At 58.2% G+C, this 13,458-nt stretch carries 13 protein-coding genes and 4 tRNA genes; 14 read left to right on the forward strand and 3 right to left on the reverse strand.

Annotated elements, in window-relative coordinates; translation table 11 throughout:
* The first annotated feature begins 65 nt into the window (after positions 1-65).
* From C3938_RS14015 to C3938_RS14035, 5 genes are read left to right on the forward strand one after another with little or no spacing between them, the layout of a single operon-like run.
* A complete protein-coding gene (locus C3938_RS14015; protein ID WP_233998926.1) occupies positions 66-584 on the forward strand; it encodes an elongation factor P hydroxylase in 519 nt (172 codons plus the stop codon).
* A complete protein-coding gene (locus C3938_RS14020; RefSeq protein ID WP_105103877.1) occupies positions 581-1,522 on the forward strand; it encodes a 5'-3' exonuclease in 942 nt (313 codons plus the stop codon). The genes C3938_RS14015 and C3938_RS14020 overlap by 4 nt, the downstream gene beginning before the upstream one ends.
* The gene (locus tag C3938_RS14025) at positions 1,519-2,661 is read left to right on the forward strand and encodes a 4-phosphoerythronate dehydrogenase (RefSeq protein WP_105103878.1); all 1,143 of its coding nucleotides are present in this window, start codon (positions 1,519-1,521) and stop codon (positions 2,659-2,661) included. Before C3938_RS14020 ends, C3938_RS14025 begins: the two co-directional genes overlap by 4 nt.
* A gap of 14 nt (positions 2,662-2,675) precedes the next feature.
* Positions 2,676-3,869, forward strand: a complete 1,194-nt coding sequence (locus C3938_RS14030) for an ATP-NAD kinase family protein (RefSeq protein ID WP_105103879.1) — start codon at positions 2,676-2,678, stop codon at positions 3,867-3,869.
* Entirely contained in the window at positions 3,870-4,808 is a 939-nt protein-coding gene (locus C3938_RS14035; protein WP_233998927.1) for a class I SAM-dependent methyltransferase, read from the forward strand.
* A 397-nt stretch (positions 4,809-5,205) separates the two neighbouring features.
* Here C3938_RS14035 and C3938_RS14040 read toward each other — a convergent pair whose 3' ends face one another.
* Positions 5,206-5,601 carry a hypothetical protein gene (locus tag C3938_RS14040; RefSeq protein ID WP_105103880.1) on the reverse strand — a complete coding sequence of 132 codons (396 nt, stop codon included), beginning with the start codon at positions 5,599-5,601 and terminating at the stop codon, positions 5,206-5,208.
* Between the two features lie 34 nt (positions 5,602-5,635).
* Complete coding sequence (locus tag C3938_RS14045; RefSeq protein ID WP_105103881.1) at positions 5,636-6,850, reverse strand: pyridoxal phosphate-dependent aminotransferase; 1,215 nt, start codon at positions 6,848-6,850, stop codon at positions 5,636-5,638.
* Positions 6,851-7,142: 292 nt separating this feature from the next.
* On the opposite strand from C3938_RS14045, the gene msrB reads away from it, so the two are divergent.
* From msrB to queF, 9 genes are all read left to right on the forward strand, one after another.
* A complete protein-coding gene (msrB, locus tag C3938_RS14050) occupies positions 7,143-7,550 on the forward strand; it encodes a peptide-methionine (R)-S-oxide reductase MsrB (RefSeq protein ID WP_105103882.1) in 408 nt (135 codons plus the stop codon).
* A gap of 46 nt (positions 7,551-7,596) precedes the next feature.
* Entirely contained in the window at positions 7,597-8,358 is a 762-nt protein-coding gene (locus tag C3938_RS14055) for a DUF1499 domain-containing protein (RefSeq protein ID WP_105103883.1), read from the forward strand.
* A gap of 242 nt (positions 8,359-8,600) precedes the next feature.
* A tRNA-Glu gene (locus C3938_RS14060) sits at positions 8,601-8,676 on the forward strand.
* A gap of 2 nt (positions 8,677-8,678) precedes the next feature.
* Positions 8,679-8,754, forward strand: a tRNA-Gly gene (locus C3938_RS14065).
* A 129-nt stretch (positions 8,755-8,883) separates the two neighbouring features.
* Positions 8,884-8,959, forward strand: a tRNA-Glu gene (locus C3938_RS14070).
* Positions 8,960-8,999: 40 nt separating this feature from the next.
* Positions 9,000-9,075 (forward strand) — tRNA-Gly (locus tag C3938_RS14075).
* Between the two features lie 138 nt (positions 9,076-9,213).
* The gene (locus C3938_RS14080; RefSeq protein ID WP_105103884.1) at positions 9,214-10,164 is read left to right on the forward strand and encodes an ABC transporter ATP-binding protein; all 951 of its coding nucleotides are present in this window, start codon (positions 9,214-9,216) and stop codon (positions 10,162-10,164) included.
* Complete coding sequence (locus tag C3938_RS14085) at positions 10,140-10,934, forward strand: ABC transporter permease (RefSeq protein ID WP_199775614.1); 795 nt, start codon at positions 10,140-10,142, stop codon at positions 10,932-10,934. The genes C3938_RS14080 and C3938_RS14085 overlap by 25 nt, the downstream gene beginning before the upstream one ends.
* An 86-nt stretch (positions 10,935-11,020) precedes the next feature.
* The gene (gene queF / locus C3938_RS14090; RefSeq protein ID WP_105103886.1) at positions 11,021-11,851 is read left to right on the forward strand and encodes an NADPH-dependent 7-cyano-7-deazaguanine reductase QueF; all 831 of its coding nucleotides are present in this window, start codon (positions 11,021-11,023) and stop codon (positions 11,849-11,851) included.
* Positions 11,852-11,907: 56 nt separating this feature from the next.
* On the opposite strand, the gene C3938_RS14095 is transcribed toward queF, so the two are convergent.
* On the reverse strand, positions 11,908-13,302 hold the full coding sequence (locus C3938_RS14095; protein ID WP_105103887.1) for an adenylate/guanylate cyclase domain-containing protein: 1,395 nt from the start codon (positions 13,300-13,302) through the stop codon (positions 11,908-11,910).
* Positions 13,303-13,458: the final 156 nt, after the last annotated feature.

Below are 13,458 nucleotides of genomic sequence, written 5' to 3' on the forward strand. Positions count from 1 at the left end.
CCGCAACACCGGGTGCCAATATGCGCCCGGCGCATGGGGTGACTGTGGCTGAGCGGATAGTCACCGTGTTCAATTCCTGTTTTTCTTCACCGGCGGGGTTGAATACCCGTCTCGCCGGTGGCTTCGAGGAGCCTTACTATCGCCCCGCATCTACTGATGGGGTCTCCTGGCACCAGGTGGAGTTCACCCGCGATTACCCCGCCAGCGCCCTGCACGAGGCCGCACATTGGTGTGTCGCCGGCGCCGCGCGCCGGCAGCTGCCGGACTACGGGTACTGGTATGCACCGGATGGGCGGAACTCCGAGCAGCAGGCGGAGTTCGAGCGGGTGGAAGTGAAACCGCAGGCCCTGGAGTGGGTTTTTGCCCGCGCCTGCGGCCTCAAGTTCCGCGTCAGTGCCGATAACCTTGGCGCCGGTCTCGGTCCCAGTGAGACGTTCAGGCGCGATATCTGGCAGCAGGTACAGCGTTACTGCTGTGAAGGGGTAAATCCTCGTGCCGGGCAGTTTGCTCGCGCACTCGCCAGCGCCTTCGCGCGTCCCGACCCCTTACAGCCGCAACACTACCGGCTGGAGGAGCTGGGGTGAGCGGGATCTACCTGGTCGATGCCTCGGTCTATATCTTCCGCTACTACTTCGCCCTGCCGCCCAACTGGGAGAGCCGTTCCGGCTACAACACTGAGGCGGTGTACGGCTTCAGCAACTTCCTGCTGGATCTGCTCTCCCGCAACCCCGGGCATATCGCCTGTGCCTTCGATGAATCTCTCGGCAACTGTTTCCGCAATGATATTTATCCGGACTACAAAAGCAGTCGCGTACTTCCTGACGAGGCCCTTGCGTTTCAGCTGGCGGCCTGCCGTGAGATGGCGGAAGCGCTGGGCATCGCGAGTTTCGCCAGTGAGCGCTTCGAGGCGGACGATATTTTGGCGTCGTTGACCCGGTTGTGTGCGGCAAACAACTGCGCACCGGTGGTGGTCACCCGTGACAAAGATCTTGGGCAGCTGCTGGATCAGGGCGCTGCCAGTCTATGGGATTTTGCGGCGAATCAGATTCTGGACCGGGAGAGTATTCGGCAGAAGTTTGGTGTCGTGCCCGCTCAGATCGCCGACTATCTCGCACTGGTGGGCGACAGTATCGACGATATTCCCGGCGTGCCGGGTATCGGCGCCAAGACCGCGGCGAGATTGCTGGAAGCGTTTGCCGATGTGGATGCCCTGATTGCCAATACCGCACAGATTGCAGACCTAAAACTGCGCGGAGCCAAAGGTATCGCAGAAAAAATCGCCGGCCACGCGGACCAGATCCGCATGGCGCGGCAACTGGCGCAGCTGGAATATGCGGTGCCGCTCGGTATCGGTTTTGACGCCCTGGCTCGCAAACCGGTGGCGCCCGAGTACGCTGTGGCTTTGGCAGAAGAGTTTGGTCTCGGCGGCCTTGCCGGCAAAATTCGCCGCACGCTCAACGGCCACCAGTGGAAGAGCCGAAAAAATCGCGCGCGCGAACAAGTGGAGCCCACAGTGCAATGATCGCTGAAACAAAACAGAAATCGCGGCTCAATATCGTCGCGGACGAAAACATTCCCGGGTTGGATGCCTGGTTCGGAGATCTGGGTACTGTCACCCGAATCCCCGGGCGCAACATGTCGCAGGCGCAACTGGCTAATGCCGATGTGCTGCTGGTGCGCTCGGTCACGGAAGTGAACGAAACGCTGTTGCGGAATACGCCAGTGCGCTTCGTGGGCAGTTGCACCATCGGCACCGATCACCTGGATATTCCATGGCTGGAAGCACAGGGGATTTCCTGGAGCGCCGCGCCGGGATGCAATGCCAACTCGGTGGTGGAATACGTGTTCTGCGCACTCGCCGCACTCGATATTGACTGGCGTACACGCAGTTTCGGCATTGTCGGCTGTGGCAATGTGGGAGGTCTGTTACAACAGCGGCTTCACGCATTACATATTCCCTGCAAAATCTACGACCCGTGGCTCGCGGATAACCCCGACAGCAGCGATCTGTGCAGTGTGTTGCAGCAGGATGTCATCTGCCTGCACGCGCCGCTGGTAAAGGATGGGCCGCACCCCAGCCTGCATATGATTGATGCGACGGCGTTGGCGGCGATCAAACCCGGCGCGGTGCTGATCAGTGCCGGGCGCGGCGCGGTGATTGACAATGCTGCGCTGTTCGAATGCCGGAAACAGAATCCGGGATTTGCTACCGTGCTCGACGTATGGGAAAACGAGCCGGATATCCGCACCGATCTGCTGGCAACCGTGGATCTCGGCAGCCCCCATATCGCCGGTTACAGCCACGACGGAAAGCTGGCGGGTACTCGCATGATCCGCGATGCGCTGAACCGCGCATTGCGATTGCCGGAAACCGTGTACTCAGAAAATACCGAGGACTTGAAACAGCCCGTTGTCACCCGGCAATCCGGCTTCGCCGCGATCCGCGAACTGCTGCTCGGTATCTACGACCCGCGGGAGGATGATGCCAGACTGCGCGAAGCGGCGATGGCTGCTGCCGCCGGGCAAACGCCCGTAGCGGTATCCTTTGACTTGCTGCGCAAACACTATCCGCAACGCCTGGAGTTCTCGCACTTCAGGGTGCAGGCGCCAAATCTGGATCGCGCCGCGCGACAGCAGCTCTCCATTCTCGGACTTAACTGAACATCAGGGCGAACGTGAAACTGAAGAAGCTCGGACTCATCATCAACCCCTGGGCAGGTATTGGCGGCCCGGCGGGCCTTAAAGGCAGCGACGGAGCGGCAACTGTGGCGCGCGCCCTGGCGGCGGGTATTCAGCCTCAGTCACACAGGCGCGCGGCCATCGCACTGGAGGCGCTCAAGCCCTTTGCCGAACAACTGGAACTGGTGACCTTCGCTGGCGACATGGGAGAGAGCCTTGCCCGCGAACTCGGTTTCGCGGTGGTGGTGGCAGGCGCGGCCGAAGGCGCGCGTTCAACTCCCGAGGACAGCGAGGCCGCCGCACAGGCAATTCGCGACGCCGGTGCCGACCTGATTGTGTTTGCCGGTGGTGACGGTACGGCCCGCAACATGGTCAATGCCCTCGGTGATACGTTTCCGGTTCTCGGTATTCCCGCCGGGGTCAAAATGCATTCCGCCTGCTTTGCTATCTCCCCCAGAGCCGGCGGCGAAGTGTTGCGCCGCCTGATGGCCGGCGAGCTGGTGGATTTACACGCGCGTGAAGTACGCGATATCGATGAAAACTCCTTCCGCGAAGGTCGTGTCAGCACCCGTTATTACGGGGAGTTACTGGTGCCGGAAGAAGGCCATTTTTTGCAGGCGGTAAAAAATGCCGGACGCGAAGTGGAAGAACTGGCCGTTGCCGACATCGCTGCGCAGGTGGTCGAGGAAATCAATCACCTGGACCCGGAAACCCTCTACGTCGTAGGCCCCGGCTCCACCACCCTCGCGGTGCTCTCCGAACTCGGCGAGGAGGGCACCCTGCTGGGGGTGGACCTGTGGCGTAATGGAGGTCTGGTGGCTGCCGATGTCAGTGCACCGCAGATCGAAGCCACCATCGCCGAACACCGCGCAACCCAGCCCCACATTCCGGTAAAAATCATCCTGACCGCCATTGGCGGTCAGGGACATCTGATCGGGCGTGGCAACCAGCAACTGAGTCCTAAAGTGTTGCGCGCAGTAGGGCGCGAAAACCTGATGGTGATCGCCACCAAAACCAAGATCACCGAACTGGGCGGGCGGCCGCTGCTGATCGATAGTGGCGAGCCCTCACTGGACGAGGCGTGGAGCGGGTTTGTGCGGGTGGTGACCGGCTACCGCGACGAAATTCTTTACCCGTTGTCTGGCGATGGACGTGGTGCAATTCCGCCTGTTCAGAATGAAAGTGAGTAGATGATGAATTGGGAACCGTTGTTGCAGGTGGTCCACGGCAAACTGGGAGAGAAACAGGTGGACAGTCGTCGCCTGTTTCACGGTCGTGGACGCTGTTACCCGGGGTTTGAGAGTGTCTGTGTCGACAGCTACAACCCTGCACTATTGGTTACGCTATTTGATGCTTACGAGGATGAAGGCGGGCTGGTGGCATCGCTGTGGGCACTTGCGGCTCCGTTTGGTTATACCGGTATTGCGGTACAGCGCCGCTACGAGCGCAGCGCACCGATCGTATGGCAGGCCGGCACACCGGTGGAGGTGCCTGTCGCCCGTCGTGGCGATCTGGAAATTCCGCTGACATTTGATCGCCAGAATGTGGGTTTCTTTCTCGATATCGAACCGGGGCGCCGCTGGCTGGAGCAGCAGGTTCGGGAGAAGGCTGGGCAAGTCGAGAACCTGAAAGTGCTCAACCTGTTCGCGTTTACCTGCGCATTTTCAGTGGTGGCGCGTGCAGCAGGTGAGCTGGGCGTTCTCAATGTCGATCTCAACAAGGGTGTGCTGAGACGAGGTGAAGCCAATCACCGTGCCAATAGATTGCCGTTGAAGGGCATCAGTTTTCTCGCCAAAGACGCACTACGGGATTTCCGCACTTACGACCGCCGCGGACCATTTCAGCTGGCCGTAGTCGATCCGCCCACATTCCAGAAGGGCAGTTTTGACGTTGGAGAAAACTATACGCGGATGCTGGAATTGTTACCGGCCTGTCTGGCCGATGAGGCAGATTTATTGCTGGTTGTGAACTCGCCGCGCATCAGCGAGACGGATTTCCGTGATCTGATCGGCTCAGCGAATCCAGGGTATTCGGTGATTGAGCGGTTACCGCAGAGTCCGGATTTCCCAGATAGTGATCCGGATGCGGCGTTGAAGATGCTACATGTGAGGTTTCGTCGAAGCTCCTAGTGCTTTGTAGACGTCGCTGTGGCGGCCAGGCACTGGGTATCGGTTTTCAAACCGAGCTAGGCGCCCCCCTTCAATACATCCCTGTACGCTGCGTCGGCGACGTCCCTGTCGCCGACGCTTTTGAAAACCGATCTCCAGCACTTGTCCTTCGCATCACGAGCCTAGCTCCGTAAGCGTTAAGAATTAAAGCTGGAAAAGCGGGAGAAATGACGCCTGTTTATCTGGCTACGAAGTCACTACATTCGAATTGAAGGTGGAGCAGCGGGTACGGGTTTTCAGGAGCGTCGCAAACAGGAAGTTTGCGCCGCAGCGCCCAGGGATGGGTTCACAGCGGTCCTGAAAACCCGTACCCGCTGATCCGCCGCCACAGAAATTGACTACGGAGCGCCAGTTGAAACTAGCTCCCGAGCCGCGCCATCAACCCAACCATCAACTCCTCAAGCTGAGGCGAAGACCCTCCGCGCACAACCTGATCCAGTTTCTCCGCATTGCTGACCCCATCCTCCCCGCGACTGACCAACACCAGAAAACTCCGGTGAGAGAGCGTCGCCTCCTCAACAGCTTCCTGCCGTACTAGCTGGGGAAAATGGATATAGCCACACTGCTTGAGCCACGTCATCGCACCCAGACAGGCGAGATGGCGGGGAGAGTGGAGGCCGAATTCATCCGGGGTATCGGGACCCGCAATGTCTTCCACGTAGATCGTGGCCGGGGCCGGAAACCGCTGGAACAGTGCCAGCAGAATCCGCCCCGCATCGCGGTAAAAATCGTGAATGTGCAGATCGTCCAGCATGGATTGCTTAATGCTTGTTAACCGGTGTAACGCTTTAACCTGAGTATCGTTCGAGGAAATGGCCCAGCCGCTCAATCGCGTGGCCAAGGTCATCCACGCGGGGCAGGAACACAATGCGCAGGTGATCCGGCGCATCCCAGTGGAAAGCACTTCCCTGCACCAGCAGGATTTTTTCCTGACGCAGGAAATCGAGCACGAACTTTTCATCGTTCTGGATCTTGTGACGGTCCAGCTCAATGCGTGGAAACATATAGATGGCCCCCTGTGGCTTCACACAGCTGACCCCGGGAATATCGTTCAGCATCTGCCACGCCAGATCCCGCTGTTTGCGCAGACGGCCGCCAGGCAGTACCAGATCCTTAATGCTCTGGTAACCGCCAAGCGCGGTCTGGACCGCGAACATCGCTGGCACATTGCCGCACAGACGCATCGAGGAAAGGATATCCATGCCCTCGATAAAACCGCGTGCGCGCTGCTTGGCCCCGCTGATCACCATCCAGCCTGAGCGGAAACCTGCCAGACGGTAAGACTTGGAAAGGCCGTTGAAGCTCAGGCACAGCACGTCGTGAGCGAGGGTGCCCATGGGCGTAAATACTGCATCGTCGTACAGTATCTTGCTGTAAATTTCGTCGGCAAATATCACCAGGTTATGCTGGCGTGCCACCTCGACAATCTGTTCCAGTAATTCCTTCGGGTACACCGCGCCAGTCGGGTTGTTCGGGTTGATCACCACAATGCCGCGAGTGCGGGGGGTGATCTTGGATTTGATGTCATTGATATCCGGCAGCCAGCCCGCCTGTTCGTCGCAGCGGTAGAGCACCGGCTTGGCGCCGGTCAGATTGGTGGCCGCCATCCACAACGGGTAGTTAGGCATCGGCAGCAGCATTTCGTCGCCGTTATTCAGCAGCGCCTGGGTAGACATGGAGATAAGCTCGGATACGCCGTTGCCCAGGTAGATATCGTCGATGTCGACTCCCGGTACCCCGAGAATCTGGCACTCGTGCATGATCGCCTTGCGCGCAGCAAACAGCCCCTTGGATTCCACATAGCCTTGCGCCTGGGACAGGTTGTAGATTACGTCCTGCAGAATTTCGTCTGGCGCGTTAAAACCGAACGGGGCCGGGTTGCCGATGTTCAGCTTCATGATCCGGTGGCCTTCCTCCTCCATGCGTGACGCCTGTTCCATGACCGGGCCGCGGATTTCGTAACAGACGCCGTGGAGTTTTTCCGACTTGTGAATATCCTTCATTGCTGCTTACTTCGTAGAGTCATTGACTGATAGGTAACAGAGGGCCTGCAGAAGACCGTCTGACGGGCGAAATCTTGTAACTGGCACCTACGTTTCCTGTAGGCATCCCCTTCGCTCGCTCTGATAGGATTCCCTATCGGTTGCGGCGAGGAGTACGCCATCGGGAGCTGGTCGGGTAAACCGGCGCGATGGGTCTGGCACCGTAGGTAGGTAAGGTGCTGCCGCTAAGCGTTGGGCCGGGCAGGATAGTGCCGCAGGATACTGACTTATCAGGCAAAAAAGGAATCACAGTATGTCAAAAGAAAAAGACGATAACTACTGGCGCGAACGCCTGACCCCGGAAGAGTTTCACGTTTGCAGGCAGTCCGGGACCGAGCGGCCATTTTCAGGAGAGTACTGGGCGACGTTTGAGGACGGACAGTACCGCTGCCGCTGCTGTGGCGAGGTGCTGTTTGACTCGGAATCCAAATTTGACGCCGGCTGTGGCTGGCCGAGCTTTGACGCCGAGGCCAGGGCAGGGGTGGTGGAGGAGCGAGCGGACCACAGTCTCGGTATGCACCGCACGGAAATTGTGTGCGCCAATTGCGGCTGTCATTTGGGGCACGTGTTTCCAGATGGTCCGACCGCTACCGGGCTGCGCTATTGTGTTAATTCACTGTCGGTAAAACTCGATCCCGAGAGGGAGAAAGATACTGACTGAGACCCGCGGTGTGACGTGACCGCGTGACATTGACCAGAGGGTACCCATGTTTCGATCAGGTCGAAAACGCCACTGGAGCCGGTGGCTGTACCGCACACAGTGGACATTGCTCGCCATTATTGCCCTGGCGGTGGCGGCGCTCAGGCTGGATCTGATCCGTTATCAAGCCGCATTCGAGGTGTTCAAATACGCGGGGCTAGCGGCCGTGGCGGTGGCTCTGGTATCGATTCTGGTGTTTATCTGGGGATTGGTGACGCGCCATCCGAAAGCCCGTAAGGCCGCGCTTTTGGCCACAGCTCTGGGGGTAATCCCTGTTGCGATCCCTCTGTTCTCGGTGGGAGAGCACAACTTCGGTGCGCCTCCCATCCATGATATTTCTACCGATCTGAAGGATCCCCCCGCATTCGAGGCTGTTGTCTCCCTGCGCAACCCGGGTGACAACAGCCCGGATTATCCCGGTGATGCGGTGGCCAGCCAGCAGCGCGATGCGCCCCTCTACGGGGACATCCGGCCCCTGCAGCTCAACATGACCGTGGCTGAGGCTACCGAACTGGCGGACACCGTAGCCCAGCGGCTCGGTTGGCGTGTGGTTGCGAAAAGCCCCAGGAAGGGCCGCCTTGAAGCGGTGGCGCGTACGCCGATACTCGGATTTACCGAGGACGTGGTGGTGCGGGTGAAGAAAGAGGGGCAGGGGGTGAAGGTGGATATTCGGTCTGCTTCCCGCACCAGAACCGCTGATCTCGGCAGTAATGGCCAGCGTATCCGTGTTTTTTTGAAGGAGATGAAGAGTCGCGCCGGGCAGCGCTGAACCTTTCCATGTTGTCTCTTCTCGCTGGCGTGCCGATCTTTATTTGGTAACTGACTGCCGATTGAGCAGTTTGTTGCCCTTCGCGATGAGGGGTTGGTAAGTGCCTGTATGCAAAGGAAAAATTCTTAAAATTTTTTGCAACGAAGTGTTGACAGCCCCCAGGGGTCTCCATAGAATGCGCCCCACTTCGACGCAGTAAGCACTTGCCGAAACGCAGTGAGAGATGCCGAGAAGGTTTCTGGGTCCCCATCGTCTAGAGGCCTAGGACACCGCCCTTTCACGGCGGTAACAGGGGTTCGACTCCCCTTGGGGATGCCACCGCGGGAATAGCTCAGTTGGTAGAGCGCAACCTTGCCAAGGTTGAGGTCGCCGGTTCGAACCCGGTTTCCCGCTCCAAATTTCGTTCAGGCGTGCCACTCTAGGGTGCGGATGAGCCGGTGAAGCAGTAGATGTTTTGCCAACCCCGGCCAGTCAGACCGGGTGCTTTGGTTGCTGTTAATTAGCAAGAGTCGAAGCAAAGTTTCTGTCCCCATCGTCTAGAGGCCTAGGACACCGCCCTTTCACGGCGGTAACAGGGGTTCGACTCCCCTTGGGGATGCCAATTTGTCGGGGCTGCATAAGCGGTTCTGATTACAGAAAAAGCGGGAATAGCTCAGTTGGTAGAGCGCAACCTTGCCAAGGTTGAGGTCGCCGGTTCGAACCCGGTTTCCCGCTCCAATTTCAAAGCCGCTCAATGAGCGGCTTTTTTTTTCTCAGCAGTCCGCGGCGCTCTGACAAGAGTGGCCATGAATAGGGCTGCCGTTGAAATCTGCCGTCGAAGGGCGTTGAATAGCGCCACCCAGTAAAGGAGGCACCATGACCGCTGCGCTCTCCATCAAGAATCTTGAAAAAACCTACGACAACGGCTTCCGGGCATTGAAAGGCATCAGTTTTGATGTGCAGCCGGGGGATTTTTTCGCACTGCTCGGCCCCAATGGTGCCGGCAAGTCCACCACCATCGGTATTCTCTGCTCGCTGGTACGCAAGACCGGCGGCGAGGTGTCAATTTTTGGTATCGACATCGACCGGGATTTTCCTGCCGCCAAACAGATGCTCGGTGTGGTGCCGCAGGAATTCAATTTCAGCCAGTTTGAAAAGGTGTTCGACATCGTCTGCACCCAGGGTGGCTTTTACGGCATGCCGCGGGCACTGGCGGAAGAGCGCACGGAAAAATACCTGCGCAAGCTCGGTCTGTGGGACAAGCGTACTTCTCAGGCGCGCATGCTCTCTGGGGGGATGAAGCGGCGGCTGATGATTGCGCGCGCACTGATTCACGAGCCGCGTCTGTTGATTCTCGATGAGCCCACCGCGGGCGTGGATATCGAGTTGCGTCGTTCCATGTGGGAGTTCCTGCAGGAGATCAACGCCCAGGGGACTACCATCATTCTCACCACTCACTATCTGGAAGAGGCGGAGAGTCTGTGCCGCAATATCGCCATCATCGATAAAGGCGACATTATTGAGAACACCTCGATCAAATCCCTGATCAAGACCCTGAGTAAGGAAGTGTTCATTCTCGACAGCCGCGAAATCCTGAGTGCGGCGCCAGACTTTGGTGACTTCGCCGGACGTGTACTGGATGAGCACAGTCTGGAGGTTACCGTAGAGAAGGGGCAGTCCCTGTCCGATCTGTTTGCCCATCTGAGCGCGCAAGGTGTCTCCGTTACCAGTATGCGTAACCGCGCCAACCGCCTGGAGGAATTGTTTGTTTCCCTGTTGGCACAGAACAAAATGCAGGAAGCATGTGGCAAGGAGGTGAAGTCGTGAGCCCGCAACTGATCTGGACTTCCTTTTTCACCATTTTTCGTCGCGAAGTACGGCGCTTCACCCGTATCTGGCCGCAGACGCTGGTGCCGCCGGTGATCACCATGTCCCTGTATTTCGTTATTTTCGGCTCGCTGATCGGCGGCCGGATCGGCGAGATGGGGGGATACTCCTATATGGAATTCGTGGTGCCGGGGCTGATCATGATGTCGGTGATCACCAACTCCTACGCCAATGTGGTTTCGTCTTTTTACAGTGCCAAGTTCCAGCGCAATGTCGAGGAATTGCTGGTGTCGCCTACACCCAATTGGGTGGTGATGGCTGGCTATGTACTGGGTGGCGTGGCGCGCGGCTTGATCGTGGGCCTGATCGTTACCGTGATTGCGCTGATTTTTACCTCACTGAGTGTGCAGCACATCGGGCTCACGATTCTGATTGTATTCCTGACCTCGGTGCTGTTTTCTCTTGCCGGGTTTATCAACGCGATATTCGCCAATAGTTTCGATGATATTTCCATCATTCCAACATTCGTGCTCACCCCGCTGACCTATCTGGGGGGCGTGTTTTACTCCATCGAACTGCTCTCGCCTTTCTGGCAGGGGCTATCGCAGTTGAATCCAATCCTGTATATGGTCAACGCCTTCCGGTACGGGGTGCTGGGGGTTTCCGATATCAATGTGGGCTGGGCATTCACCGGCGTGCTGATATTTATCGCACTGCTTTCCGGCTGGGCGCTGCACCTGATGAAGCACGGCAAGCGTTTGCGTCATTAATGAGAGTGGGTTCGCCTGCAGGCAGGCTCCTACAGCGCACTGTGTAGGAGCCTGCCTGCAGGCGAACAAATTGATCGAGCAGAAGCATGAACAGAGAAGACTGGCAAAATCTCCCCCTGGGGCAGGAAACCCGCTACGAATCCAGCTATAACCCCAACCTGCTGCACCCGATTCCGCGTTCGGTTTCCCGTGCGCAGTTGGGGCTGGAAGGGCAGACGTTGCCGTTTACCGGTGCGGACGAATGGTGGGGATTTGAGCTTTCCTGGCTGAATCCGAAAGGCGTGCCGCAGGTAGCCGTTGCCCGCTTCCGCTTCGCTGCTTCGAGCCCGGCGATGATTGAATCCAAGTCTTTCAAACTGTATCTGAATTCGTTCAACCAGACCGAATTCCCATCCTGGGAAGCCGTACTGGCGACGCTCGAGCGGGATCTGGGGGCGGCCGCCGGCAGTGACGTGGCGGTGACTCTGTATGGCGTGGAAGATCCGGCACTTTCAGTACACAAGCCCGCGGGGTTCTGCCTGGATGGGCTGGATATCGAAGCCCGTAGCTACCAGCCCGACGCCGCGCTCCTGAAGTTGGAAGAGGGGACGGATGTCGTCGAAGAGGTGCTCTATAGTCACCTTTTGCGCAGCAACTGCCCGGTAACCGGCCAGCCGGACTGGGCAACGATAATGATCGACTACCGCGGACCTGCCCTGGATCGCGCAGCGTTGCTCGCCTATATCATATCTTTCCGCGAGCATCAGGATTTTCACGAGCACTGCGTGGAGCGTATTTACTGCGACCTGCAGCAGCTGACCGTCTTCGAAAAGCTCACCGTTTGTGCGCGTTATACTCGCCGCGGTGGCCTGGATATCAATCCGTTGCGCACTTCAATCGGTGAAATCGACTTTCCGGGGCGCTTTGCGCGGCAATGACAGGGGCTGGGCTAAGGGCGTAAAGAGGGGGGGGGCGTTAACGTGCGCCCACGAACTCAGATGATCACTTTGCTCTTAAGGTGCGCCTGTGCCTTCTGCAGAGCCTGCAACACCTTTTCTTTGTCGTAATTTCGGATCTTGTCGAGATCCAGATGCATGGCGAAGCCCGGGGCGTGTTCTTCCAGATAGCTGAGCTGACCGCCGAGGTTTTTGCGGAGGTCGGTGACCGAATAGACCTTCACCGGGGTGCTGAAACCCTTCACGCTTATATGCCCCTTGTCGCGGCACATGACGGTCTGCTTGATCATCGCCCAGGTCTCGTGGCTGATCAGGATCTCGCCGGGTTCCGCGGCACTTTCCAGTCGTGCCGCCAGGTTCACGTGGGTTCCCATAACGGTATAGGTCTGGTAATCCGCGGTGCCGAAAACTCCGACAGTACAGTAGCCGGTATTGATGCCGATACGGATCTGCAGCGGGTGGGAAATCCCCTGGTCATACCACTCCTGCATCATTTCCCGCACCCGCTTGCGCATCGCCAGTGCCATGGCCACACAGCGCAGAGCGTCGGACTTGGGGCCCTTGCTCTGGTCGTCCCCGAACACGACCATCACCGCGTCGCCGATAAACTTGTCAATGGTGCCACCGTAATGGGCGACGATACGAGACATCTCGGTGAGGTAATTGTTCAGCAGGCGGGTGAGCGTTTCCGCCTCCATCTCTTCGCTCAGCTGACTGAAATCCTTGATGTCAGAAAAGAACACTGTCAGCAGTTTGCGCTCGGTAACGATCTCTTTTTCCCGTCCGCTGGTCACCGAACGCCAGAGGCGCTTGGACAGATAGCGGGACAACTTGTAGCTGGCGAGGTTGGCCGTTCGCTGTTCCTGCTGCAACTGCTGGTTATCCGTTTTCAGGCGCGCGATCTGCTTGTGGGTATAAAAGGCGTAGCAGCAGAAATAGGTGAATACCCCGATCAGGCTGGCGGCACTGATATTCAGGTCTGCGTTTACCACCAGAGCAGGGCGGTGGATCAGGTAACCGATGGCCACACCCAGCAGCATTGCCGTGTTGTGTTCAAACCAGCAGCGCCCACCGCCCTCAGTCAGGGCATTGAACTGGATCATGGTCAAAAACAGCAGACAGGGCAGCAGGCTGAAGTTGGACATCGCCATCGCCATCCCGATGAGCAGGGCATCGGTGAAGGCGAGCCAGCGGCGGATTTTCGCGCTGTTGTCCGGGTCGCTGCGTCGCCCAATCTGGTAGGCGATGGGGATATAGCCCAGCAACAGGGCCGCCATCGCCAGTTGCAGCAGGGTGTTCTGGGTAAATACTGAGGACCAGGTGATGCTGTTCAGAAGGGTGCCCGACGCTGCAAAACAGATCAGGGCGCGGAAATAGAGCGGATACCGGGATTCCGTCTGGCGGCCGCTGGTTTCTTCTGGCGGATTCTGCATGAATGCTGGATCTTATCTGGTAGCTGGGTCTGGGATGTCCGGGGTCTGTTGTTTTATTTTCTGACTGGCCGGCCCAAGGGCTCGGTGCAGTGTACCACTCGACGTTACATTCAGCGCTTTGGTAGTAATTTCGAGCGATGGATCACGGACAGGCGC

The organism is Microbulbifer pacificus, assembly GCF_002959965.1.
Classification (GTDB): Bacteria; Pseudomonadota; Gammaproteobacteria; order Pseudomonadales; family Cellvibrionaceae; genus Microbulbifer; species Microbulbifer pacificus_A.